General features: G+C 51.4%; 23 protein-coding genes. 10 read left to right on the top strand and 13 right to left on the bottom strand.

Features of this window, described 5'->3' with window-relative positions:
- From ACN0R1_RS17755 to ACN0R1_RS17745, 3 genes are all read left to right on the top strand, one after another.
- On the top strand, window positions 1–1,081 hold a 1,081-nt coding region (locus ACN0R1_RS17755; protein WP_417585269.1), incomplete at its 5' end, for a DUF3732 domain-containing protein.
- A 55-nt stretch (window positions 1,082–1,136) separates the two neighbouring features.
- Window positions 1,137–2,813: an RNA-directed DNA polymerase gene (locus tag ACN0R1_RS17750; protein WP_312944561.1), complete on the top strand. Its 1,677-nt coding sequence runs from the start codon at window positions 1,137–1,139 to the stop codon at window positions 2,811–2,813.
- 207 nt (window positions 2,814–3,020) lie between these two features.
- A complete protein-coding gene (locus ACN0R1_RS17745; RefSeq protein WP_312944564.1) occupies window positions 3,021–3,563 on the top strand; it encodes a HEPN domain-containing protein in 543 nt (180 codons plus the stop codon).
- A 232-nt stretch (window positions 3,564–3,795) separates the two neighbouring features.
- On the opposite strand, the gene ACN0R1_RS17740 is transcribed toward ACN0R1_RS17745, so the two are convergent.
- From ACN0R1_RS17740 to ACN0R1_RS17705, 8 genes are all read right to left on the bottom strand, one after another.
- Window positions 3,796–3,927 (bottom strand): hypothetical protein, encoded by a 132-nt coding sequence (locus tag ACN0R1_RS17740; protein WP_417585267.1) that lies wholly within the window; start codon window positions 3,925–3,927, stop codon window positions 3,796–3,798.
- A gap of 85 nt (window positions 3,928–4,012) precedes the next feature.
- Window positions 4,013–4,963, bottom strand: coding sequence for an endonuclease (locus ACN0R1_RS17735; RefSeq protein ID WP_312944612.1), 951 nt, complete (start codon window positions 4,961–4,963; stop codon window positions 4,013–4,015).
- A gap of 87 nt (window positions 4,964–5,050) precedes the next feature.
- The gene (locus ACN0R1_RS17730) at window positions 5,051–5,614 is read right to left on the bottom strand and encodes a hypothetical protein (RefSeq protein WP_417585265.1); all 564 of its coding nucleotides are present in this window, start codon (window positions 5,612–5,614) and stop codon (window positions 5,051–5,053) included.
- 413 nt (window positions 5,615–6,027) lie between these two features.
- Window positions 6,028–6,849 carry a GIY-YIG nuclease family protein gene (locus ACN0R1_RS17725; RefSeq protein WP_312944569.1) on the bottom strand — a complete coding sequence of 274 codons (822 nt, stop codon included), beginning with the start codon at window positions 6,847–6,849 and terminating at the stop codon, window positions 6,028–6,030.
- A 609-nt stretch (window positions 6,850–7,458) separates the two neighbouring features.
- Window positions 7,459–8,217: an enoyl-CoA hydratase/isomerase family protein gene (locus tag ACN0R1_RS17720; protein WP_312944571.1), complete on the bottom strand. Its 759-nt coding sequence runs from the start codon at window positions 8,215–8,217 to the stop codon at window positions 7,459–7,461.
- An 81-nt stretch (window positions 8,218–8,298) separates the two neighbouring features.
- Window positions 8,299–8,772: a PaaI family thioesterase gene (locus ACN0R1_RS17715; RefSeq protein WP_312944573.1), complete on the bottom strand. Its 474-nt coding sequence runs from the start codon at window positions 8,770–8,772 to the stop codon at window positions 8,299–8,301.
- 170 nt (window positions 8,773–8,942) lie between these two features.
- The gene (locus ACN0R1_RS17710) at window positions 8,943–9,098 is read right to left on the bottom strand and encodes a hypothetical protein (RefSeq protein ID WP_417585263.1); all 156 of its coding nucleotides are present in this window, start codon (window positions 9,096–9,098) and stop codon (window positions 8,943–8,945) included.
- Between the two features lie 159 nt (window positions 9,099–9,257).
- A complete protein-coding gene (locus ACN0R1_RS17705; RefSeq protein ID WP_312944575.1) occupies window positions 9,258–10,004 on the bottom strand; it encodes a sulfite exporter TauE/SafE family protein in 747 nt (248 codons plus the stop codon).
- A gap of 93 nt (window positions 10,005–10,097) precedes the next feature.
- Here ACN0R1_RS17705 and ACN0R1_RS17700 point away from each other — a divergent pair, with 93 nt between their 5' ends.
- Window positions 10,098–11,000 carry a LysR family transcriptional regulator gene (locus tag ACN0R1_RS17700; RefSeq protein WP_312944577.1) on the top strand — a complete coding sequence of 301 codons (903 nt, stop codon included), beginning with the start codon at window positions 10,098–10,100 and terminating at the stop codon, window positions 10,998–11,000.
- A gap of 342 nt (window positions 11,001–11,342) precedes the next feature.
- On the opposite strand, the gene ACN0R1_RS17695 is transcribed toward ACN0R1_RS17700, so the two are convergent.
- From ACN0R1_RS17695 to ACN0R1_RS17680, 4 genes are all read right to left on the bottom strand, one after another.
- A complete protein-coding gene (locus tag ACN0R1_RS17695; protein ID WP_312944579.1) occupies window positions 11,343–12,575 on the bottom strand; it encodes an MFS transporter in 1,233 nt (410 codons plus the stop codon).
- Window positions 12,576–12,946: 371 nt separating this feature from the next.
- Entirely contained in the window at window positions 12,947–13,705 is a 759-nt protein-coding gene (locus ACN0R1_RS17690; protein WP_417585261.1) for an SDR family NAD(P)-dependent oxidoreductase, read from the bottom strand.
- 9 nt (window positions 13,706–13,714) lie between these two features.
- Window positions 13,715–14,902, bottom strand: a complete 1,188-nt coding sequence (locus tag ACN0R1_RS17685) for an MFS transporter (RefSeq protein ID WP_417585259.1) — start codon at window positions 14,900–14,902, stop codon at window positions 13,715–13,717.
- Window positions 14,903–14,951: 49 nt separating this feature from the next.
- Window positions 14,952–15,515, bottom strand: a complete 564-nt coding sequence (locus ACN0R1_RS17680; protein ID WP_417585273.1) for a LysE family translocator — start codon at window positions 15,513–15,515, stop codon at window positions 14,952–14,954.
- Between the two features lie 184 nt (window positions 15,516–15,699).
- Here ACN0R1_RS17680 and ACN0R1_RS17675 point away from each other — a divergent pair, with 184 nt between their 5' ends.
- Window positions 15,700–17,145 carry a PLP-dependent aminotransferase family protein gene (locus tag ACN0R1_RS17675; protein ID WP_417585257.1) on the top strand — a complete coding sequence of 482 codons (1,446 nt, stop codon included), beginning with the start codon at window positions 15,700–15,702 and terminating at the stop codon, window positions 17,143–17,145.
- Window positions 17,146–17,601: 456 nt separating this feature from the next.
- Here the strand turns inward: ACN0R1_RS17675 and ACN0R1_RS17670 are convergent, their stop codons facing one another.
- Entirely contained in the window at window positions 17,602–18,039 is a 438-nt protein-coding gene (locus ACN0R1_RS17670; protein WP_312944585.1) for a rhodanese-like domain-containing protein, read from the bottom strand.
- A 97-nt stretch (window positions 18,040–18,136) separates the two neighbouring features.
- Here ACN0R1_RS17670 and ftrA point away from each other — a divergent pair, with 97 nt between their 5' ends.
- The 5 genes from ftrA (at window position 18,137) to phnE (ending at window position 22,973) form a co-directional block, all read left to right on the top strand.
- Entirely contained in the window at window positions 18,137–19,117 is a 981-nt protein-coding gene (gene ftrA / locus ACN0R1_RS17665; RefSeq protein WP_312944587.1) for a transcriptional regulator FtrA, read from the top strand.
- Between the two features lie 145 nt (window positions 19,118–19,262).
- Entirely contained in the window at window positions 19,263–20,024 is a 762-nt protein-coding gene (gene blaOXA, locus ACN0R1_RS17660) for a class D beta-lactamase (protein ID WP_376779981.1), read from the top strand.
- 435 nt (window positions 20,025–20,459) lie between these two features.
- Window positions 20,460–21,293: a phosphonate ABC transporter ATP-binding protein gene (phnC, locus tag ACN0R1_RS17655; protein WP_312668687.1), complete on the top strand. Its 834-nt coding sequence runs from the start codon at window positions 20,460–20,462 to the stop codon at window positions 21,291–21,293.
- The gene (gene phnD / locus ACN0R1_RS17650; RefSeq protein WP_312944590.1) at window positions 21,290–22,150 is read left to right on the top strand and encodes a phosphate/phosphite/phosphonate ABC transporter substrate-binding protein; all 861 of its coding nucleotides are present in this window, start codon (window positions 21,290–21,292) and stop codon (window positions 22,148–22,150) included. Before phnC ends, phnD begins: the two co-directional genes overlap by 4 nt.
- A 7-nt stretch (window positions 22,151–22,157) precedes the next feature.
- Window positions 22,158–22,973, top strand: a complete 816-nt coding sequence (gene phnE / locus ACN0R1_RS17645) for a phosphonate ABC transporter, permease protein PhnE (protein ID WP_312944592.1) — start codon at window positions 22,158–22,160, stop codon at window positions 22,971–22,973.
- Window position 22,974: the final 1 nt, after the last annotated feature.

The raw sequence follows: 22,974 nt of genomic DNA, 5'->3' as shown, positions 1-22,974 counted from the left end.
TGCTGCCAACCTGTTCTCTGGGCGTCAAAAATTAATTCAGCTCAGCGGCATCCAAAGGGACGCGGACGCCTATCTGTCCGCGCTGGAGACGATGAAGGAACGCCTGTCGCTGTCGACTTGGTTGAAAAGCCTGGCCAGTAAAGACGCTGCCTCATCCCATGCACTGGGCGGCGCAACGGATTCAACGTCCGGAGAGCTAGACGCATTGTGTGAAGCGCTGATTGGTATCGAAAACAACGCCCGGGCTACACCGGCAATTTCTGCGTCGGTTGAGAGCGAACTGGTGCGTCTGAAAATCGCAGTACGCGCAGACGCTGAAGAGTTGGAAGCGATCCGCAAAGAAATCAGGGCCATCGAGTTGATTGATGCTCAGGCCAAGGGCCAGGCCCTAAGAGAAGCAGATATTGATAGGTACTTGGGCAGGCTTGAGGAAGCGGTTAAGAACTACAAGGAAGCCCAGTTCGATTACAGCCTAGCCAAAGAGTTGAATGAGGTCGAGGATCGGATGGCTGAGCTATCTCCTCTGGTTTCAATCGACGTGGTACGCGACAACACGCGCAAGATCCTCAACTCACTGAGTGAGCACTGCGCCAAGATCACACCGTCCCTGGATGCTGAATGGAAGGACGCGAGGATCGGTCTTTCGATCACTGATCTTGCGATCAAGGTACGCCATGATGGGCGTGATGATTTCCTCTGGGAAATTGGCAGCGGCGCCAACTGGCTCGCGTATCACGTCGCAATGCTCCTGGCCCTGCAGAAGCTATTCATGTCTAGGAAAACCGTCGAGCACCCTGTGCCGCATTTTCTCGTATTCGATCAGCCCAGCCAGGTTTATTTTCCAGTCAAGCGGGCCGCGCAGGTCGAGGAGGAGCACGAGCTCAACGATGAAGACCGCATTGCTGTTCGCAAGGTCTTCCAAGCGTTCGCGGACGCCGTTAATACAGCCCAGGGCCGGTTGCAGATCATCGTGCTCGACCACGCTGACGTTGGTGTATGGGGTGAGATTCCCGGCGTGGTGCTGACGGAGGAGTGGAGGGACAAGAAACTAGTCCCGGACTGGTTCCACGACCCGGTGTAGACGAGATAAAAGCCGTCCTCGACCTATTAGTCTTCAGACAGCAATAAGGAGTGTTATGCAGCTACAGGATCTGCTTACTAAAGGATATTTCCCGATTCAGCTACCGATTGGATTTGGTACGAAGCGACTCGCCGAAAGTATTGAGCAGATCAAGGCTGTATGGGATGGCGCGCCAGGGGTTGGTGCATTTCAGGCTGAGAAATTCTCGGTCGCGAGATCTTCCTACAGCAGGCGCACGACCTCGATCCCCAATCCCGTCAGCTTCTATGCTCTGGCCAAGGAAATCTGTGAGTATTGGCCTCAGATCCAAGCACATTACGAAAAAAGCGAGATATCTCATAGCATCCCCAGCACTGGCGGCAGCCTCAGAGCGATCGAGTTGACAAAGTTCAGCGACTTATATGAGGCGCGCGTGTGCCAATCTGCAGGGGCGCGTTACGCACTAATCACCGACATATCGAGCTATTTCCCTACTGTTTACACTCACACCATCCCGTGGGCTTTGCACACAAAGCAGGTTGCTAAAGCGAACAAGACCAAAAAAACTGCTGAGTTTTTTGGGAACATCCTTGATAGCCGATGCATGGGAACACAGGATGGCCAAACCATTGGCTTACCCATTGGCCCTGACACCTCCCACATCATCGCGGAGATCATCGGAGTGTCGATTGATGAGGCCATCCGCGCCGAATTGGGTGAATGGCCGAAGGGGTTTCGCTATGTTGACGACTTCACTTTCTTTTTCAACAAGCGAGAGGAAGCTGAGAAGGCCCTAGCTATCATCATCAAATGCGTCAGTGCTTACGAGCTTCAGATCAACGCCTCCAAGACGAAGATCGTCGAGGTACGAGAGCTCGTCCAGGAGTCTTGGAAATACAGCCTGAAGAAGCTGACGGTCTCGGCGGGAAGGCGGCAGCAGAAAGACGACATTCACCACTATTTCGAGATGTTGTTCTCGCTTGAATCAAGGTTCAAGGACGAGAGTCTGGTCAAGTACGGCCTGAAGCAGCTGTCTTCAACCATCGTCAAGAAGTCCAATTGGGCGATCGTCGAAGCTTACATTCTCAAATGCGGGTATGGATTTCCCAACACCCTGCAGGTCATAACCCAAATTCTTGCGACTTACCATCGATACGAATACCCGCTAAACATGAGCGCGATAAGTGCATTTAGCCGGAATTTGTTGGGATCAGCTGCCTCAGCGAATCATCACAGTGAGACGGCCTGGCTTCTTTGGCTGTGCAAAGAACTCAGGATCCATCTTGACGCAACACTGATCCTTCAGGTACTTCACATGGAGAACTCCGTTTGCTCACTCATCGCTCTGGATCTCAATCACTCAGAATTGGTCGACGGCGAGGTGAATCTTGCGACGTTACCGGGCCTACCTGTTACGACAATGGCGCTTAAAGGAAATAACTGGTTGCTGGCCTATGAAGGAGGCCGCCGGCTGTGGCTCGGGAACTCAAACCTCGCTTTCATTCAAGCCGACCCCTGCTTTAAAGTGCTGCTAGACGCCGGTGTCAGTTTTTACGACGAGACAGCCCGACTGCCCGCTTTATTCCAGGTCAGGGTGGGCGCAGAGCAGGCCGTAGATTTCGACTCGGATGCCGAGATCGACAGCGATTTCGAGTTCGACAGCATGGACGAAGAATACTTTGATTCGACCGTACCGGATGATCAGGAGGATGACGCAGAACACCTCGGCCCAGTAGTGAATGCAGGCAACTGAGGGCGGCATAGCTGCTCGGCATGCATATGAACGAAATCGTTCACGATAGTCCAGATGATGCTCTCCACAACGCTAGACGCAAAGTAGAGCATGATCGCTCAGCTATACAATTTACCGAACGGGAAACCGTTAAAAGCGCTCCCGGCGCTTTGTAGAGAAAGCACTACAGCAGATGAGCGTGTCTCATCAACGAAAAGGGATTTGTTGATGTCAAAAGCAGAGCAGGCTTTTCAGTACTCGATCAAGGACGCTGAAGAGCTCCTAGAGCACTTCGACTCGCTAAATGGCAAGCCCCCTCCTGCCAACGCAGAGGTGCTTAAACGCGCTGGACTAGTCATGGCTCTGACCGCCTGGGAAACCTACGTTGAAGACCGTGTACGTGAAGCACTGGGTATTCAGCTGAGACTAATAGCTGGCAGCCGTTGCGGCGATTTTATGAGCGAGAAGCTAGAGAGTGAACTCAAGCGTTTTCATAATCCTGACTCACCAAAAACGAAGCAGCTCTTCCTCGATTACCTCGGTGTAGATGTAACCACTAGCTGGGTCGGTATGAGCACTGATGCTGCAGGGAATCGAAAGGCGCTTGATGCAATGATTAGTAAGCGCGGACAGGCGGTGCATCGATCCAAGGTTCAGAACACGGGTGCACCTGCTGCTCATTTAGTCAAACGAGATGATCTGGAGAAGGCAATCCGCCTCATCAAGCTGCTCGTTGAGAAGACCGACCAGTGCCTTGAGGCGAACATCTGAGCAGCGCGTCTCGCTCTCCAGGCTAAGTGTCGAGTTTCAGTCGCATAGGAGCAGGCAGTTACTCGGACAAGCGCAGCCATAAGAGGCTGCCTAGGCTGATGATCCCGGAGCGGCCATTGTAGCTTTTCTTTCCCTCGGCGGGGGAGCTCCAATCCGCCCATATTCCTTATGGCGACACGAATCGGGATCGATGCTGCGGTAATCCGAACACCCCCAGAACTTATACTCTGCCTTATATCTCATCTCGCCCCCGCTTGAAGGGCAGATCGGTATCCACCAGCTGCAGCTCGCATTCACGCAGTGCCGGAATCGCCCGACCGTTTCTATGGGTGCGTTGCACTTCGTGCAACTGCTCTCGGCACACTATTTGAATCCATTACTACTAGCCCACATGCTTGGCGCTGGGCCCCCTCGCATCGCACGATTTGCAAGCTTTTCCCTCGTCAGAGCTATCGGCAGTTGCCTGCTTTCCGGTAACCGCCGGCAACAGCTTTTGCTTCGGTAGCGAACGGTACTTGGTTCTTTGGGTATACATCATCGTAGCTAGGACAGCCCTGGGGCAGGTGGTAAATCTTGCTGTTACGGTTACCGATGATTACACCCACATCGGCCTTCTTATAAGGAGCTGCTGTCGAACGCGCAGGAATCGCGCTAACGAGTCCCTCGCGGGTCGGTTTGTGCCCAACACTCCATGAACGATCGCCAGTGATGAACGGATTTGAGTGGCCCATGACCTTCGCGGTACGGTTGTTCCACTCCTTTTCCCAGGTGGTTACGGGATACTGTCGATTCCATGCCATTAGCAGCTGCTGCTGTTGTCGTGACATGGAAAGCCCATACCGGTCGTACATGTAAAACGTCGCCCGTGCCACGATTCCTTTGGCCTCGTTTCGTGGCTCAGCGGCACGCTCTTGAAAGTCGACCCGCGTCATGCACGCCCCGTACTGTGGCGCTATGCCGGTGACCATGCCGTAATTGAAGTTGCTGCGGTCACCGTTTACCTCACCAACAGACGGGTACAGGTTGAACAGATCTGCCTCCATTGCTCGGAACACCGGATCATCTGCTATGCAGTTCTTCCGTCCGCCGTTCTGCCAGCATTGGCGCTGATGACCGAACGTCCATGCAGGCACGATGTGCTCCCACTCAATACGAGCGGCGCGGTTCTGCTGTGCGCGTGTTTCGTAACCGCAAGACTTCGGGTCAATCCTTCCTCCAGACTTGCCAGTCCATGTCCATTTGCAGCCGCAGTAGAGCTCACCCTCTGCGCTTGAGGCCTGGTCGAAGAAAATCTTCTGCTTGGCTAGCACCTTAGCTGCAGCGAAGTTGGAGGGGGGGGCAGCAAACGTGTTAGTTGAGAGGAGAACTGCGGCCAGGGCCGCCATCAGAAAGCGAGTCATATGTGCAACGGCCATCGGAGAATCGACGCGCATTGTATTAATAAATAATGTGGCAGTCCTGCAGGGCGGGTTCGCGGGCCGACTCAGTCAGTTTTCCCGACTGATCGTTCGGGCAATGATTCTGCCAAGCTCTCTTGCCTGTTCGTGGCTCACATAAATCAAGTGTGGGCTTTCTATGACATTGGTGCTTTCGCTGAGGCCCAAGGCGCGTACATATTTGACAGGCTTGGCCCCATGTACCAGCAAAACTTGCGGATTGATCGAAGCTAGCAGGAAGTCGAAGATCTCAGTCGACTTCTGGTGGCTCCTCAGCAAGCTTTCTCTAGCAGTGGGTATCGAAAAGATATTGGTCTCTAGAAATCTGACGGCACCGTATTCGGTTTTGGCTTGATCCATAATCATTTGCATGGCCTTTCGCGTCCGACTGGCCTTTGTGCGTGCAGCAAGATAAGCGTCCAGCCAGGTTGCACGTTCAAAACCGTATCCAGGCCGCCAGAAGTCCCAGAAATCTTGTTTCATGTTCGAGGCGGCATTAACCCCGACGATGAAGACTTGGCAGGTAAGAGGAGAGCCGTCGCAAACGAATGGGCGATGATGGTACGGGGCGCCCATGAGTGCACGAAGTTGTGTTTCGAACTCGCCTATGTCCAATGCTCAAGCATCCCCAATAATAAAAAGCCTGCTGGAAAACAGGCTTTTCAAAACCGGCAAATCAGCGATGGATCGCTACCGAGATTTTTCCTGGATCCTCTTTCTTAAACAAGCGCAGCAGGCAGCTTGCGTGAGCCGTCACTAGAGCGAAGCAACGAAGCGTTAAGCTCACTTGCGGGCGTGCCATGACGCTGATCTTCTTGTCAGCGTGCATTCGCCCGGATTACCTGAGCTTGAACTCAGTAAAGAATTCTCGTGGAGGAAGCTGATCATCGTGATCTAGATCTTGCATGTCGCAGTCCTTAGCCTATGCGGCCCATTGTTGGTATCCCTATCCAAATGCCCTTGGAACGAGGTTTTTTTCGACAGGGTTCTTAACTTGCTGTCACTGGTAACAGTAGGAACGCAGGTGGCTAGTTGCGGTTATAGCCAAAATCTCGGCTCAACAATATCTGTTTCCAATGGTTTTCCCGCGCATCAATCTCCTTGTCGATGGCATGAAGATCGGTGATCTCCAGAATTGAGAAGCGCAGGTGGTACTGTCGATCTGGAGGTGCATCAATGCCGAATTCTTCTTTGAGGGCAACATTCCCACCGTGCGTGGTAGCGGCATAGGTACACCAACGACCCCAGATTCCACTCTCACCGTCTGCCTTGCCAACATACAACTTGCCGGTCTCAACGTCTGTTAATAGATAAATGCCTTTAACGCTGGACAAAGCTGCACGCCAGGTTGGGATGTTTTGGCGTACGACGATGTCCAGATGCTCCTTCGTCAGATTGACTGACTTGAAACCTGGAAAATCACCGATGGTAAGACGCTTGGGCAACAGTTCGGAGATGACAAGATCCTTCGCCAAGGTCTTTCCCAGTGGATACGAGTGGCGTTGCTTGTACGTGCTCTTCAGGTAGAGGCGACCGACCCATTCTTCGGCCGCTTCGATACGCTCCAACTCGTATAAATAGTGGCTTCGTGGCTCGGTGTGATGCGAACGACCTTTCCTACGGAATAGTCCAGCAAATAGCCAACGGGTAGGGCGTCCCGCCTGGATCAGCGATACGACATAATCTTTTTCGAAACTTCGCTGGGATTGCAATGACTGCCACTCGTCGAAACGGCCTTCCAAAAACACATCCAGAGGGTGCTTCTTGCCGTTGTATCGCGCTAGGTGAACCTTCGCTTGAGCAGGGGTGAAGTCAGGTTCCCACTGCTTGAGTAAATCAAATAGCAGCATCGAGTTTAATCCGAGTGAGTTTCACTACCACAGGCAGAGCGCGGCGGAAGGTGGCGGCGATCACCAATCTAATAGTGGCGTATCGCTATTGTAAGGCGGAGAATACGGGACTTGGCTTTTGATTGCCAACAGGCATGGCGGAGACTACGAGAGTATAGGGAGTCATCAGTGTGATATTCTGCCAGGTTACGGAGCGACGCTGCTCTCCAATGCCATTACGTTACGTTGTTGTTGAACCTCGGAGGCGCCATCCATTCTGCCCAGGCTTTTGTTGCGGCAAATCTAGCGATCGCCGCTGCGATAATCAGAGGCGGAGATGCACCCTATATCGCTAGCGGTGAAGCGAGAGTTGGGTCGCCAATCGTCCGCTAGCAGATAGAAGCCACGTCGCTTAGCCTATTCGCATATCCTGTATCATCAGGGCCCTCGATTCAGCGACGCTTGGAGCTCGTCATCGCATGTATTCGTCTGCCGTCATGCCAGCAGACTAAGTACGTCGAAACGATCCGTCTGTAAGTCGCGTCACGAGTAACTAAAATCTGAGCAGATAGGCTACTTCGTGGATAGCTATAGGCTTACGCACGAAAGTAAGAGTACTGGAGATTCTGCTTACCTAACTGTCCGGCGGGCTAAGAACGACCGTGTTCTCTCTAGAAACTCAGCTTCCCCCAACGTCTTATAAAAGCGATGGCGTTCAAGCTTAAGACCGTCCTGCAGGGAAACTTCCGAGGTTAATGCACATGCCGCTTTAACTGATGCGATAGCATTTGCTGGCATATCCGCAATCTTCTTAGCTAATGATCGGGCTTCATCCAGCAGAATCTCGCGGGATACCACGCGCGATACAAGCCCTGCAGCAAGCGCCTCAGAGGCTGAGAGCCTCCTAGCACTTAATAGCAAGTCCATCGCCATTTTCATTCCGACTAACCTCGGTAGCCGCTGTGTTCCTCCAGCTCCGGGCATGGTTGCTAGGGTAACCTCTGGGTGACCGAAATAGGCGTCATCTGCCGCAATGACTATGTCGCACATCTCGACTAGCTCGCAGCCTCCTCCAAGAGCATAGCCATGTACGGCGGCTATGGTGGGTTTCGCCGTCATGTTTAGATAACGGCTGCTTCCCGCGTAATCTTCATGCTCGGCTTGTTCAGGAGTAATTGCTGATAGCTCTTGTATATCTGCTCCTGCAGCGAAATGGGGCCCATCACCCCGGATAAGTACGGCGCGAACGTTAGGGTCTCGATCGCAAGCTTCCAATTTCTTATCGAGTTCAGTAATTAGCTCTATGCTTAGAGCATTAAAAAACTTTGGTCGGGATAGGGTTAACTCGGCTACACCATCATTAATGATTGACACAACTGGGCCGGTCATACAATTCTCCTTCGATGTCTTTTCTGATTCCCACCAGGGTGTTTTGCGCAAGTCTTCGAAGATTGACTTCTGTGCTTGCGTTTAACGCCCCCGTGCGTTATCGCCACGTAAATTCATGATTGCACTTGAAAAACTCGCGACAAGCTTTCCATCTTCACGATGCACTTCGCATCGATAATGGGAAATAGTACGACCGCGGTGGTCTGCCCAAGCACATGCACGCAAACGTGAGTTCCAAACCGGACGTAAAAAAGTTGCTTTCAAATCAATGCTGGTGAAGCTTTCGCCACTAGCCATGATTGTGGAGTGCGCTGTGCCTATTGTAGCGTCTGCAAGCTCACACAGCAGACCGCCGTGGATAGTGCCCTGCTGGTTTCCATGAAGCGAAACATTCGCGTCGAGTTCTATGATTGCAAATGCTTCAGCGATTTCAACAATCCGAAATCCCAGCAGCTGCGAAATTGCAGTGGGATAACGCATATGTGTAGTGTCGCCTTCTGCCAATGTGCCATCCAGCTGGCGTTTCAGATACTGCAATACGGAAAGTTCGCGCATAGTTGCTCCTGTTGTCTGGAATTTCAGGGGTTCGACGAGTCCGCAGCCAATTTAAGGAATGTTGTGGAGGTGCGACTTTTAAACCCTAGTGGTGCCGGCACGCCATCCTCTCGAATACTAAAAGGTGAGGAGAAGGATAAAACAGACTCAAAATGTTGTAATTCTGATGGTTACAGATTGCGGCCTGTTCCTATGTCATCCATCAAGGTGGAAGGGCTTGATGAATGGTGAGCAGCTAATACATCAGTACCTTCAAGAGAAGCTTCACAGGTGTGGCCCATCGGATCTTCCAACAGCGTCATGCCTCTCAGCGGCGTGTTAGGCATTAAAGAATGGCCTTAATCCTTCCCGGCGTCGAAAGGTGGTTATAATCGTGCTAGATTAACTAGATTGTTCGGCGCTTGCTTAGTCAGTGCACATAGCGGCGTAAGAGCTCGGCGCCGCTTGAAGAACTTGTGAGGCAAGCCGTCTGTTGAATACGTCAACTAAAATATGGGCCGGAGCACCAGTTCAAGACCAAGCCCCATAAGGGCTACAAGGAAAAACTGGCGGAACCGTGCTGGGCTAATACGCGCTCTTAGTTTTTGACCCAACCACATTCCAATGAGCGCAGGAACGATGGAAACTCCTGACAAACCAATCTGATCCAAGCGAAACGCGCCTTGTGCCAGCAGACCTGCAGCCAACGCTAAGGTAGAGACTGTGAATGACAGTCCCAAGGCTTGGACAAGCTCGGTTTTTTCTAGGTTGAGCGCCTGCAAATAAGGTACTGCCGGCATAACAAAAACTCCTGTCGCCCCTGCAACTGCACCAGTAATTAGGCCTATTGCCGGTGATAACCACGGCTCTGTAGATTGCGAGATCGATAATCCCGGCCCAGCCAGTGCGTAACCAGAATAGACGACTAGTGCTACCCCTAAAGCAAGTCCAGACCACTCCGGATCGACACTGACCAGCATAGGTACGCCAGCAATAGAGCCAAGGACGATACCTAGCATCATTGTCCACAAGCGGCGCAGCAGGGCTAGCGTGGATGCTCCCGAAAACAGTTGCCAAATGTTCGTTATGAATGAAGGAATGACAAGCAGCGCAGCGGCTGAAACCGGAGGCATGACGGTACCTAATAAACCCATCGCCACTGTGGGTAAGCCCATGCCAGTTACACCTTTGACGAGCCCGGCGGCCAGGAAGGTGAGTGTTATCGCGGTGAAGTAAAATAAGGGATCGTTCATGCCCTTATTGGAGTCTTTACACAGACGAAAGACAATGCGGTTTTACCGGCAGAGCCTTCGGTTTACCCGAAGGCTAGACAAGGGATTGATGACATGCGATTTGATCTTACGGATCTAAACCTGTTTTTGTGTGTGACGGATGCCGGCAGCATTACTCATGGAGCCGCGCAGGCAAACCTTGCTCTTGCGTCAGCGAGTGAGCGCTTACGCAATATCGAAGCAGTTGCCGGCGTTACCTTGCTTAAACGCCATCCTCGTGGCGTTGTCGCTACGGAGGCCGGAGAGGCCTTTGCCCACCGTGCGCGTGAAATTCTGCATCAGCAAGCGTTACTAAAGGGGGAGTTGCGGAGTTTCGCTGTTGGAGCTAACGGCACTCTTCGCTTGTTCACCAACACAGCGTCACTAACCGAATTTTTACCGAAAAGGCTTGCAGGGTGGCTTGCCGATCGGCCGGGTTTGTATGTCGAACTGATGGAGCGGACAAGCGAGGAAATTGTTCGAGCCGTCGCTGCAGGGCTAGTAGAAGCCGGGTTAGTCTCCAGCGCGGTCGATTCGGCGGGTTTACATATGCGCGCTGTTGCCCGAGACCATCTCGCCCTGATCGTGCCTTCGACTCACTACCTTTCGCATCGCACATCTGTACGCCTCAGCGATGTTCTTGATCAGCCTTTTGTGGGCCTGGCTAGAGGAAGCGCCTTGCAGGATCATATAGACGGTCATGCGCTCGCCGCCGGTCGCAGCTTAGCCATGCGGGTTAGGATGAAAACGTTCGAAGGGCTGTGTGAAATGGTCACACATGGTATCGGGGTAGCCATCATTCCTTTGGTGATAGCGAAGCGATATCGACGTCGTTATGTATACCAGATACTACGAATGGAAGAGGCGTGGGCGCGTCGGGATTTATGTGTTTGCTTTCAGGACTGGGCTAGCCTATCCCCTGCAATGCAAAGCCTATTGATACATTTAGGCGCAAACTCTGTGAGTGAAAAACAATAATAGAATAAACACGATCTTTCTCATAAAATCGATTTTTTCCAGCATCATTGGAATGCACTATGGGGCTATTGCTGAAGTTATCTTTTTATATGCTGACCTGAATAGCTACAAGATCGTGTTTGGGTTAAATGACTATTACTGAATTAGTTCCTCAAGAGAGCGATGAATGTGGAATTGGTAGGGGCTGGCGATGTGATGATTGTGAGCTCTAACAAATAACAGCGGCATCCATGAGGCCAAATATAACTCTTGGATTTAGCCACTCTTGAAATGCCTGAGAAAGAACATACAAACCCAATATGCCCAATAAGACGGCAAAGTACGATTTTCGCGAGTAATGCCTCATGAGTGACTACCCGTCGCTGGGTGCTTTGCTATTGGACGGTCATTAATGGGCCAATGCATGCATGCTGCGAATAATCCAATTATAATTGATGCTAGCCAAAGCACATCGTACGAACCGTAGGTGTCATAGAACAGGCCTCCAAGCCAGACGCCGAAGAACCCACCCAATTGGTGACCTAAAAATGCGAAACCAAACAGCGTAGCTATATGACTTACACCAAATATCTGAGCGAGAACACCGTTTGTAAGCGGTACAGTTCCTAGCCATAAAAATCCCATGGCTGCAGAGAAAGCGTATGCCGTCCAAGGAGTGACAGGAGTGGTTATAAATAGCAACATTGCGATAGCACGAAGAAAGTACAGCCAGCTGAGAACACTTTTGGCTGGCCAAATTCCCCCAGCTCGAGCAAAAAAATAGATACCAAAGATATTGGTTAGTGCAATTATTGCGAGTGTCGCACCGGCCTGCCGTACGGTTAGACCCTGTTCAAGTAAGTAAGCTGGTATGTGGGTCGCAATAAAAGCAAGTTGGAAGCCACATGCTGCGAAGCCAAACGTGAGCAACCAAAATCCAGAATGAGCGAAGGCCTTCTTTATAGCAATGAGGAAAGGAGCTTTGTTCAAACTGTCAATTGCATTACCGCATTTTGCTGGTGTGTCACGTAGAAGCATGCTAAGCGGTGCAAGGGCAAACATTAGAATTCCCAGCACCATCGCAGTGTCTCTCCAGTCGCTTAACTGTATAAGGCCTTGCGTAGCTGGAACCATCAAAAACTGTCCCAAACCACCCAGCGCACCTGCTACTGCTAACGCCCAAGCTCGATGCTCCCCGTCAAATATTCTGCTTAGTGCGCCGTATACAGCGCCGAATGCAGTTCCAGATAATGCTATGCCTACCAGTATGCCGTTGGTTAGGATCATCATATTCGACGTGGTAGACGCAGCCATTAGTAGAAGACCAATAGCGTAGATTATTGACCCTAGGAGTATTACACGAAGGGAGCCGAAGCGATCCGCTAGCATTCCCGCTAAGGGCTGAGCTAACCCCCAAATAATGTTCTGAAGAGCTAAAGCAAACGCGAAAGATTCACGAGTCCATCCCTCGGTAAGACTCACTGGTTGCAAAAAAAGCCCCTGAACATGTCGTATACCGAGCGACGCACCCATAATTGCACCCGCTGCGAGCACTATTACCCAACGATTACGTTTTTTATCTTCTTTGATAGACATGGCGACCCATTCCAATAGATAGCTCACAATTCATGCAGATGGTGTAAGCCAGCTAATACTAAATTAATGCCGAAATCTTTCCGGTTTGAAAGATGGGTAACGAACTTCAGGTCTGGCAAGGTGGTCGGTTTACGGCGCAATCAGACGTTATGTTGCTAAAGATATTCCATTGTGGATTGCCAATAAGGGCTCTTTAGTGCGTTTTTCTGTGCATTTGGAGCCGTCGTAATTCACTAACCACCAGAATCTCATGATGCAGTAATGTAGCCCAGCGTTGCTGCGGGACGGCGGTACGACACAAGTAAGGTGAGTCGTGCATGTCAATCTATTTTAGGGGCGTACAAAAATAAGCAAAGTAGAAAATTCCACCCTCACAGTCCGCCTGCAACGTTGATAACGGTTCCGGTCACGTAAGTTGCCTGATCGGATATCAGCCAAGCAACCGCATCCGCAATTTCCTCAGGCCGCCCAGGTCTGCCCATCGGTATATTTTTTGCAACTCGCTGCGCACGGCCAGGTTCGCCTGCCAGGGTGTGAATATCTGTATCTACAGTGCCCGGCGATACAGCGTTGACATGAATATTTCTCGGTGCTAGTTCCTTCGCCAGACCTATACTTAGAGTCTCTATTGCTGCCTTGGTTGCGGCATAGACCACGTATTCATTAGGGGAGCCTGTTCTGGCGGCAACCGACGATATATTAATGATTGACGACCTGCTGGAGCGGTCGTTCCATCGGCGTGCAGCCTCCCGACACAACCGAATCGGTGCTACTAGGTTTACTGCTACGATTTTCGATAATGATTCGTCTTCTAAGGCGGCTAGTTTAGAAATTGTTCCAGTGATTCCTGCGTTGTTAACGACACCTACTACATCCCCGAGTGTCTCTGCTTTGTCAAAAATTGACTTTTCAATCCCCAAGGTGGTGGCGTTTGCCTTCATACCGACGCATGGATGGTCAGGGCGATGAAGCGCATTTGCCAGTTCTATAGCAGATGCGTCTGAGTTTGAATGCGTGAAAAGAATTGCGTAACCATCGTCATGCAATCGCTTGACGATGCATTTTCCGATGCCTCGAGTTCCGCCGGTTACGATAACTACTGCGCGCTTATCGCTTATGTTTTCCGTCATGATTAGCTCCTATGAATGCGATGTTTGGTTCGCAAATAAAAGTGCAAGAAGTGTGAGTGCTGCAAGGGAAAGGGTTGCAGATCTGTATGATCCTAATGTGTTCGCCAGAAGTTGCGCCGCAGCAGGGCTAACTGCAGTTACCAAGGCAACCGGATAATAGAATCGTGAGTAAACGGTCGCATATCCGTCTCGCCCCCAAAGATCAGAAACTAACTTCGCAATAGATAGTGTTTGTGCGCCCCGCATAGCGCCGGCAAAGAGAGCTACAATAACAACGGCGTACGTCGGCCCGCTGATAATCGCAACTAGAAAAAGCGCAGCGCTGGTTAATCCTAATTGCCACAACACTCGTTGTTTTGTTGTGCCTATTGATTCGAACGGAATAAAGGCCAGCCGTCCGATTAGTTGGCCCGCCCCGACGGCGCCAAAGATCGCTGCTGCGATTTTATAATCGAAACCTATCTCTTGAAGCAGTGGTACTAGGTTGAGTGTAATGCCGTACAAGCCGGCTGCAGCGATAGCAAACGCTACGCGATTTAATTTGAAGGATGGCAAACTAACAATTTGCGCGATATAGCTCTTTTGGGCATTACCCTTTCTGCTAGGAGTTTCCCATTTGCGCTTAAGGAGGAGAGCTGACGCAGGGATTGCGACGAGCCCGTACAACAACGAGATGGCGGTTGATGCTGTGCTCCATCCATAGGTGTCTATCAAGTACGCAGTGATAGGTGCGAATATCGGAGAAGATAAACCACCAGCCAAGGTGATGAAAGTCAGTGGCCAAGCGCTGCCAGTTAGCCACTGTCCTGCTGCTGCAAACGCGGATGCATAGAGTGTGCAAGCTTGAGCGATTCCGACTAGACACCAGCCAGCTGCAAATAGAACTAGTATTTCAGCGCGAGAAGAAAGGAGTACGCCCGCTGTACCTAAAAGGGCTCCGCAACTCATTACTGCTCTGGGGCCAAAGGCGTCTAGAAGTTTGCCTACTAAAGGCCCTCCAATCGCTGCGACCAAGAGACATCCTGTAAAAATGATAACTAACGTAGTCAGTGGCCAGCCCTTTTCGGCCGCAATTCGACTCGCTGCTATAGGAAGTGTGTAATACAAAACACCCCAACTTAAAAACTGCATGAGGCAAAGCCCTATAAGCACGCTGACGGCGCCCGCTGGTTTTGCCTGAGTCACTGCTGCTTTCATGCCTGTTCCTTAGTTGGCTTTCTTATCTCTTTTATACTATTTGTTTGGTTCACGGCGCTAAGAGCTCATCAACCAGCATCCATCCTGATATTGCAGCTAACATCGCAGCCATTAACATATTGAATACACGCAGTGATTGATCGTTCTTAAGCCAGATACGCAATCTATCTCCGCCCCAGGCCCAAAGAGCAGTACAAGGCAACTGTATTAATGGGCTAAGAACCACCATAAACGCAACATATGTTAGGCCGCCTTCTTTGGGAATAAATAAGACACATGCGTTCAACACCATTACCCAGCCCTTAGGATTAACCCACTGGACAAGTATGGCTGTTACAGCGCTAACCGGTATGGCTGCTTCTCTCTGCCCTGGAGCTCCTGCGCGCGTAAGGCGATACGCCAACCAAAATAGATAGCTGCAACCTACGACCGCCAAGGTTGGGCGCGCATCTAAAAGCCAAGCTGACGCCCAACTGAACATTGTTCCGCATATCAACAATTGCACAGCGCACCCTGCCGCTAGCCCCAGCAAAAGGGGCACCGTCCTTCTGAAACCAAACGCTAATCCCGACGCTGCCAATAAAATGTTGTTCGGGCCTGGCGTGACAGCCATCACTGCCATATATCCGGCTAGTGCAATCGCTTCGACCATGCTGTTGTGGTTCGCATATGGATTTCCCTGAATACTAGGAAGCGCGATTGGATGGGAACAGACTCAGTATCTAGCCGTTTGAATGGTTACAGATCCTAATCTGTGCCACAGTACGCTCTGAATGCTCTGGATCCGCCGCCATAAAATGAAAAATGAAAAAGTGTTGTATCGTGCTCTGGCCGGCAAGTTTGCAGAAGCCATTGACCAAGGACTCCTGCCGCCAGGGTCGCGTCTCCCATCGGTTCGGACGTGTTCCGTACAGCACGGAACCGCGCTCAATACGGTGACGGCGGCGTATAGGCTTCTGGAGGCTATGGGGCTGGTAGAAGCTCGCCACAAGTCAGGCTATTTCGTGAGGAGCCGTCTTCCATCGCTACAACGGTCGCTGCAGGAGAAGCCAGTCGATTTCCAGAAGGCAGAATCCGCCGATGATTTGGTCAGCTTGATGCTTCGACACCAAGGGCAAGAGGGGGTGGTAGATACGGCTCTTGCTTGTCCGTCCGGCGAGGCACTTTATCCAGGGGCTAAGCTCAGCCGGTTGACCTGCCGCCTATTGCGGAGAAGACCCTATCACACTGACCGCTATGCTCTTCCGCCCGGATCGTCTTTGCTTCGTGAGGAGATTGCTCGACGTGGCTTACGGTTAGGTATGGAGTTGTCTGCGGATAACGTAATAATTACTCACGGCGCGATGGAGGCGTTACAGCTTTCGTTGAGAGCGGTCACCCGCCCAGGGGATACGGTAGGGGTTGAATCACCGACCTTTTTCAATCTCTACCCGCTGATGCAAGGGCTTGGATTGAACATATTAGAAATTCCCACTCATCCTGAAGGTGGAATTTCACTCGACGCACTTGAATCTCTGCTCGTTCAAAATAGATTAGCTGCGATTGTTGCGATGCCAACTGTCCATAATCCTCTTGGATTCAGCATGTCTGTATGCGCCAAGCGGCGCCTAGCTCAAATGGTTAACTCGTACCAGATACCGCTGATTGAGGACATCATCTATGCGGAACTGCAATATTCAGAGCCTCTTCAGCCTACGGTCAAAGCGTTTGATCATGGCGGCTGGGTGATCGTTTGCTCGAGCTATACAAAGACGCTTGCGCCTGATTACCGAATTGGCTGGCTTGAGGCTGGGCGATTTCATAACGCTTTGAGACGAATAAAATTCGCGTCTAGCGTCGCCGAGTCGACGCTTCTCTCTGAGGCGGTAGGTCTGTTTCTTGCGTCTGGCGATTACGATGTGCATCTAAGGAGTTTACGTCGTCGTTACGCACTTCAGACCGAAGCAGTACGCGGTGCGGTTGCCAGATATTTTCCTAAAGGTACGCATGCCACGAGGCCTACCGGCGGCTTCTTGCTTTGGGTAGAACTTCCCGAAACGGTGGATAGTCATGAGTTGTTTCACAAAGCGCTAAAGGAAAAGATCCTGATCGTACCCGGGCAAATGTATTCAAACGGAAGCCGATTTGCCCGTTGTTTGCGGCTCTCTTGCTGCCAACCTGTCGATGAGCATTTTCTTAGTGGAGTCAAGCGACTCGGCACTATTGCAAGTGAGTTAGCTGACGCTGCTAAATGTTATTCTTAATTAAAGAGCTGTGGTATCTCACTGTTGCTCGTAGTAACTATGATGCAGGCCTTGCCTGCGAGTAGGGAGTACCATCCTTATGAGTAAGGAGCCAGCGTCCGAATTCATCATGTGCCGCCTTGAGCGTATCGTCAGGATAGAAAACATCATCCCCCACGGCGCGGTCTCCGATCTGGTGATATAAAGCATCTTATAGAGTAGAATTTGGACGTGGTGCCCGTCTCCAGTGCCGTGTCTGAATCCTGCGCACATCCTTGGCCTGAGCTCAATTCGGCCTTACACCATGTGTGGATGTCGAGCACCGAGCTGTTCTGCGTAGTTGCGGCTTGAGGCGTGCAGTCAGCGCATCGATAGATCACATCCATTCAACCGCAAGAAAGTCGCGATCAACGCACAACCTCTGGAGTTGCTTCGATACGCCAGCTGGCCTGAACAGTCGTAGCTCGTATAGCTGGTTCAACATTGGCAAGACACAGTGCCTTGGCTGTTCGGGAGCGGCTGAGCGCCGTTTAATGGTAGTCCTTCGTCGAGCCAGCCGGTAACGCCGCCAAGCATTTCTTTGACTGGATACCCCAGACTTGCAAGGCGCTTGGCAGCGCGATGCGTGCCGTTGCAGTGTGGCCCTGCGCAATACACAACAAATAGCGTTTGTGCTGGGAAATCGGCCATGCGCTCGGCTGTTATCTGTCGGGAGGGAATATTGATGGCACCGGGAACGTGGCTCGAAGCAAACGCATCACTGCTGCGGACGTCGACAAGAACGTAATCGACCTCACCAGCTAGTTGGCTTTGGTAAACATCGGAACAGTCGGTTTCAAAGGTCAACCGGCGGCTAAAGTGAGAGAGTGCTATCGCAGGCGAGGCTGCAGGTATTTCGCTAACAAGGCTGGGCATGATTGATTCTCGGTGAACTTGGTAAGGCTCCACTGTATTCAACGGGATTCCAGCGCTACAGTATCCGAGTCGACATCAACTGGTAAATTTCCGCCAAATGATTAGCGATCCAGGCTTGGTTGCCGTTCTCGCCTATGACGATTTGTGCACATTTGAATTTGGTATTGCGGTAGAGATTTTTGGTTTGCCGCGACCTGAGTTCGATTTTCCTTGGTACCGACACATTGTTGTGGCTGTCGACAGGGGGCCGATGCGTGCTCTTGGAGGCTGTCAGATCACTGCCGACGCCGGCCCAGAAGCTCTCGCCGAAGCGCGTACTATCGTCGTTCCTGGATGGCGTAATCGAGAGACGTCGCCACCCGAAGAGCTAATACAAGCATTGCGCGCCGCACATGCTCGCGGAGCCCGCCTCTTATCGATCTGCTCTGGTGCTTTTGTGATAGCCGCCACCGGTCTGCTGGATGGCAAGCGCGCCACCACCCATTGGCGCTACACAGATGAGCTTGCGCTAAGGTTCCCCGATATCGTAGTCGACCCTGCGGTGCTTTATGTCGATAGCGGCCAGGTGATTACTTCTGCGGGCAGCGCTGCGGGTATCGATGCATGCATTCATCTGGTCGAACGCGATTTCGGCTCCCTAATAGCAAACTCCGTCGCACGCAGATTGGTGATGCCTCCACAGCGCTCGGGAGGGCAGGCACAATTCATTCTTGAGCCAGTCGCCCAAGCGTCTCGAGATGACCTATCAGCAGTCCTGGAGTGGGCAAGGCAACACCTGCATGAGCCGCTGTCGGTCAGCCGTTTGGCTTCTAGGGCTTTAATGAGCGAGCGCACCTTCTTGCGCCGGTTCACCAAAGCTACTGGGATGACACCGAAAGCTTGGTTGCAGCATGTGCGCATGTCACAAGCCCGAGATCTTCTTGAAGGCACAAGTCTGACGGGCGAGCAAATAGCTGAGCGATGTGGTTTCACATCTGTAGAAAGTTTTCGGGTGGCCTTTCGCAAAGTTGTAGGCCTGGCCCCGTCGTTTTACCGAGAACGCTTCAAGCATAAGGCTACCAATATATCTAGGTGGTAATAATGCTAATTATTATCTAGATGGCCACATAAAAAAAGAAAAATAGGCTCGGCTCTCAGGTCAATGGTTATTAATTCAGCCATTCAGGAAAAAAAGGATAACTGTCGTGCTTCGTTATGTTTTTATAAGTTGCGCATTATTTTTTATGTGCTCGGTGGTGCAGGCAGGAACAATTTGCACTGTGGTGGCTGACGCCCGTGACCACACCTTCATTTTGAAAGACGGCAATTGCAGTGAGCGTGTCACACCAGCTTCGACTTTCAAAATTGCATTAAGCTTGATGGGATATGACTCAAAATTCCTAAAAGATGAATCAAAACCAACCTTAGTATACCAACGGGGCGACCCTGATTGGGGCGGAACTGCCTGGTTGCAACCAACGAATCCCAGCGATTGGATGAAGTATTCGGTAGTATGGTACTCCCACCGTGTCACTCATTTTCTCGGCGAGCCGCGATTAGCAGATTACACTCGAGCTTTTAGTTATGGAAATGCTGACGTGTCTGGCGACGCAGGTAAACATAACGGCATTGACCGCGCATGGATAAGCTCTTCTCTCAAAATATCTCCGCTTGAGCAAATCGATTTTATTATCAAACTAGTAAATAAAAGGTTACCTATATCTCAGCACGCAATCGACACGACAATGCGGTTGACAGAGGTCGTGAATCTACCTGGAGGTTGGGCCGTGCATGGCAAAACCGGGACAGCTTTTCCTCGAGACGAATTTGGTAAAGCCGATCAAACACGCGGATACGGTTGGTTCGTTGGTTGGGCCACCAAAGGCGCACGAACAATTGTATTCGCTCGTCTAAGCCAAGATACAAATGAAAACTCAGTTCCGGCGGGAAAAAGAGTTCGTGATGCGCTCTTAGGCGATTGGGTCACAATCATGAAGTCTCAATGAAGGTCAAACACTATCTTAAAGAGAATGAATTTCGCTTAAGTCGGCACTGGTGTGAACTTTCGAGAAAGTTTGCATATCACCAACCATCGTCTGCAGCCAGTACAAGACAAGTGCCTGAGCTTTACGTTGGGCTTTAGTAATAATGTGCAGCCACCGGGCCGGCTTCGACTGGCTTGAGTAAGACAAATTCCTTAGACACTTTCAGCTCGTAGAGCCGCTTGCACGAAAAGGTGCCAAGTCCGAAGCTCGAATTTCAGTTGATATGGTTCCGCGCATGTGGACATGTATGACACCGGCTACCGAAACCGGAGGGAAGGTACTACCTCAGCTACGAAACAAATAGTTCATAAAGGCGTAATTGAGCTGTCATTTGATAGGCCTAGGTTGATCGCGAAACGTGATGAATGGCCCCTTGTAATTACGAAGGATGATCAGATGACTCAGCTCGGCCCTCGTGAAACGGTTTTGCAGGTAACTGACCTGAGCGTTACATACCAGAAAGGCGTCGTGGCGCTCCGACCTACATCTATCGACTTCCGACGCGGAGAATTTACCGTTCTGCTTGGGCGTTCAGGCGCGGGAAAGTCGACTCTTCTGCGTGCATTGAATCATTTGGTTGCGCCGACAACTGGTGCTGTCACTTCAAAGCAACATGGTCGCCTCGATAGCGTCAAGGCTTTACGGGCGCATCGGCGCCAGACGGCCATGGTTTTTCAGCAGCACCATCTAATCGAACGTCATAGCGCGCTGGCGAATGTTTTAACTGGTCGTCTCGCTCACCACAGCGGCTGGCGGACTTTGTTCCCTCTTCCCCGGCATGACGTGGAATTTGCTCTTCATTGCCTAGAGCGTGTCGGCCTTGCTGATAAAGCCCTGAGCAGGGCTGATCAGCTTTCAGGTGGACAACAGCAGCGTGTCGGCATTGCGCGCGCTCTAGCGCAGAAACCCTGCATTTTACTTGCTGACGAGCCGGTAGCGAGCCTTGATCCGGCCACGTCGGAAACGGTGCTGGATTTGCTTCGAACCATCTGCCGGGAAGACGGAATCACCGCCATTATTTCACTACATCAGATCGACTATGCGCAACGTTATTCAGACCGGATCGTCGGGTTGGCTGATGCCAATATCGTTTTCGATGGCCCGCCGAATAGCCTTTCCGACAGCGACTACTCGCGGATCTATCACGCTCAATTGGGCGCACATCAAAGAGCGGTTTCTACCCCCCACGCTATAACCTGCTGCGTGGCCAACTTGGAGTTGACCCAATGAATTTACTCAAACGCGTTCTGATGACCCTCGGCGTAACACTGAGCTTTTGCCTGCCGGCCATTGCAGCGAACTCAGACCCCGATACGCTCAAGGTTGCCTTGTTACCTGACGAGAACGCATCGGAGCTTATTAAGCGGAACCAACCGTTAAAGGATTACCTCGAGGAAGCGCTGAACCGTAAGGTACAACTCGTCGTTACCACCGACTACTCATCAATGATTGAAGCCATGCGTTTCGGCCGGATCGATCTCGCATATTTCGGCCCTCTGTCTTATGTTCTTGCAAAAACAAAAAGCGATATTGAGCCATTTGCGGCCATGCTCACTGATGGCAAGCCTACCTACCGATCAGTATTGATAGCTAACGCCGAGTCAGATATCGAAACCTACAGCGATATAAGAGGCAAGAAGGTCGCTTATGGTGATCGAGCCTCCACTTCTAGTCACCTAATCCCTAAGACAGTGCTCCTTGAGGCCGGTATGACCGCAGGTGCCGACTATGAGCAGCACTTCGTGGGTACCCATGATGCAGTTGCGGTTAATGTCGCCAATGGCAATGCTGACGCAGGGGGGCTGTCTGAGGTGATTTTTAATCACGTTGTCAGCAAAGGGTTGATCGACCCGAACAAGGTCAAGGTCGTCGGTTACAGCAAAGAGTATCCACAATACCCATGGGCGATGCGCTCGAACCTAACGCCTGCTTTGAAAGAGAGCGTACGGGGCGCATTTATCAGCCTCAAAGATCCAGAGGTTCTTAAAAACTTCAAGGCTGAAGGGTTTGTGGCGATCACCGACGCTGACTACGACGTGATTCGTGAGATGGGAAAGCTCCTCAAACTCGACTTGGCAAAGATGTGAGCCGGCGATGACAACCAAATACCAAGCCGCGTTATCTGCGCAGTCTGTACTGAGTGAACACAGGAGAGCCTGGAACCGGACTCTGATTCAGGCTCTGTTAATCATAGCGGTCATCGGAATAGCCAGTTGGCACGTAGGGCTGCTTGACCTGACGATGCTTCTTGATGGCGTTCCAGCGATCACTACGCTGTTGGGCGAATCGCTACCGCCTAACTTCGAAAATGTCAGAAACTGGGTGAACCCTCTCGTCGATACACTGGCCATGAGTATCGCAGGCACAGCTGTGGCTGTAGTGTGCTCCGTACCGTTGGCCTTTCTGGCTGCGCGCAACACCTCGCCTCATCCGATGATATTTCATTCGATCAGGGTAGTGCTTAACGGGTTGCGCTCAGTTCCTGAACTGATCATGGGGATCATCTTTGTAGCTGCCGTAGGGTTTGGGGCGCTTCCAGGTGTACTTGCGCTGGGGCTTCATTCGATTGGCATGGTGGGGAAGTTCTTTGCCGAAGCAATCGAGCACGTTGATGAGGCACCTGTAGAAGCAGCACGCGCAAGCGGTGCTAGCCCTATGCAGGTACTTTATCATGCGGTACTTCCTCAAGTTCTCCCGCAGTTTGCAGACACAGCCGTATATAGATGGGAATACAACTTCCGAGCATCCACAGTAATGGGTATGGTTGGTGCGGGCGGGATTGGATTTGAACTAATGGGTTCGCTGCGAATCATGCAGTATCAAGAGGTTAGCGCTATCCTGTTAGTGATTTTAATGATGGTTACGATCGTAGACAGCCTTAGCGGTCGCCTACGCCAGTCTTTCAAATAAG

This window comes from Nitrincola sp. (assembly GCF_048264025.1).
Taxonomy (GTDB): Bacteria; Pseudomonadota; Gammaproteobacteria; order Pseudomonadales; family Balneatricaceae; genus Nitrincola.
Note: the sequence above shows the minus strand (reverse complement) of the source record. Positions and strands in the feature narration are given on the sequence as shown.

Bases quoted from the DNA above. Each gene is read 5' to 3' on its own strand.
- ACN0R1_RS17710 (WP_417585263.1), bottom strand. From the start codon at position 9,098: ATGCCTAACACGCCGCTGAGAGGCATGACGCTGTTGGAAGATCCGATG.
- ACN0R1_RS17700 (WP_312944577.1), top strand. From the start codon at position 10,098: ATGCGATTTGATCTTACGGATCTAAACCTGTTTTTGTGTGTGACGGAT.
- ACN0R1_RS17715 (WP_312944573.1), bottom strand. From the start codon at position 8,772: ATGCGCGAACTTTCCGTATTGCAGTATCTGAAACGCCAGCTGGATGGC.
- ACN0R1_RS17670 (WP_312944585.1), bottom strand. From the start codon at position 18,039: ATGCCCAGCCTTGTTAGCGAAATACCTGCAGCCTCGCCTGCGATAGCA.
- ACN0R1_RS17720 (WP_312944571.1), bottom strand. From the start codon at position 8,217: ATGACCGGCCCAGTTGTGTCAATCATTAATGATGGTGTAGCCGAGTTA.
- blaOXA (WP_376779981.1), top strand. From the start codon at position 19,263: ATGTGCTCGGTGGTGCAGGCAGGAACAATTTGCACTGTGGTGGCTGAC.
- ACN0R1_RS17735 (WP_312944612.1), bottom strand. From the start codon at position 4,963: ATGACTCGCTTTCTGATGGCGGCCCTGGCCGCAGTTCTCCTCTCAACT.
- ACN0R1_RS17725 (WP_312944569.1), bottom strand. From the start codon at position 6,849: ATGCTGCTATTTGATTTACTCAAGCAGTGGGAACCTGACTTCACCCCT.
- ftrA (WP_312944587.1), top strand. From the start codon at position 18,137: ATGATTAGCGATCCAGGCTTGGTTGCCGTTCTCGCCTATGACGATTTG.
- ACN0R1_RS17695 (WP_312944579.1), bottom strand. From the start codon at position 12,575: ATGTCTATCAAAGAAGATAAAAAACGTAATCGTTGGGTAATAGTGCTC.
- ACN0R1_RS17705 (WP_312944575.1), bottom strand. From the start codon at position 10,004: ATGAACGATCCCTTATTTTACTTCACCGCGATAACACTCACCTTCCTG.
- phnC (WP_312668687.1), top strand. From the start codon at position 20,460: ATGACTCAGCTCGGCCCTCGTGAAACGGTTTTGCAGGTAACTGACCTG.
- ACN0R1_RS17690 (WP_417585261.1), bottom strand. From the start codon at position 13,705: ATGACGGAAAACATAAGCGATAAGCGCGCAGTAGTTATCGTAACCGGC.
- ACN0R1_RS17680 (WP_417585273.1), bottom strand. From the start codon at position 15,515: ATGGCTGTCACGCCAGGCCCGAACAACATTTTATTGGCAGCGTCGGGA.
- ACN0R1_RS17745 (WP_312944564.1), top strand. From the start codon at position 3,021: ATGTCAAAAGCAGAGCAGGCTTTTCAGTACTCGATCAAGGACGCTGAA.
- phnE (WP_312944592.1), top strand. From the start codon at position 22,158: ATGACAACCAAATACCAAGCCGCGTTATCTGCGCAGTCTGTACTGAGT.
- phnD (WP_312944590.1), top strand. From the start codon at position 21,290: ATGAATTTACTCAAACGCGTTCTGATGACCCTCGGCGTAACACTGAGC.
- ACN0R1_RS17685 (WP_417585259.1), bottom strand. From the start codon at position 14,902: ATGAAAGCAGCAGTGACTCAGGCAAAACCAGCGGGCGCCGTCAGCGTG.
- ACN0R1_RS17675 (WP_417585257.1), top strand. From the start codon at position 15,700: ATGAAAAATGAAAAAGTGTTGTATCGTGCTCTGGCCGGCAAGTTTGCA.
- ACN0R1_RS17750 (WP_312944561.1), top strand. From the start codon at position 1,137: ATGCAGCTACAGGATCTGCTTACTAAAGGATATTTCCCGATTCAGCTA.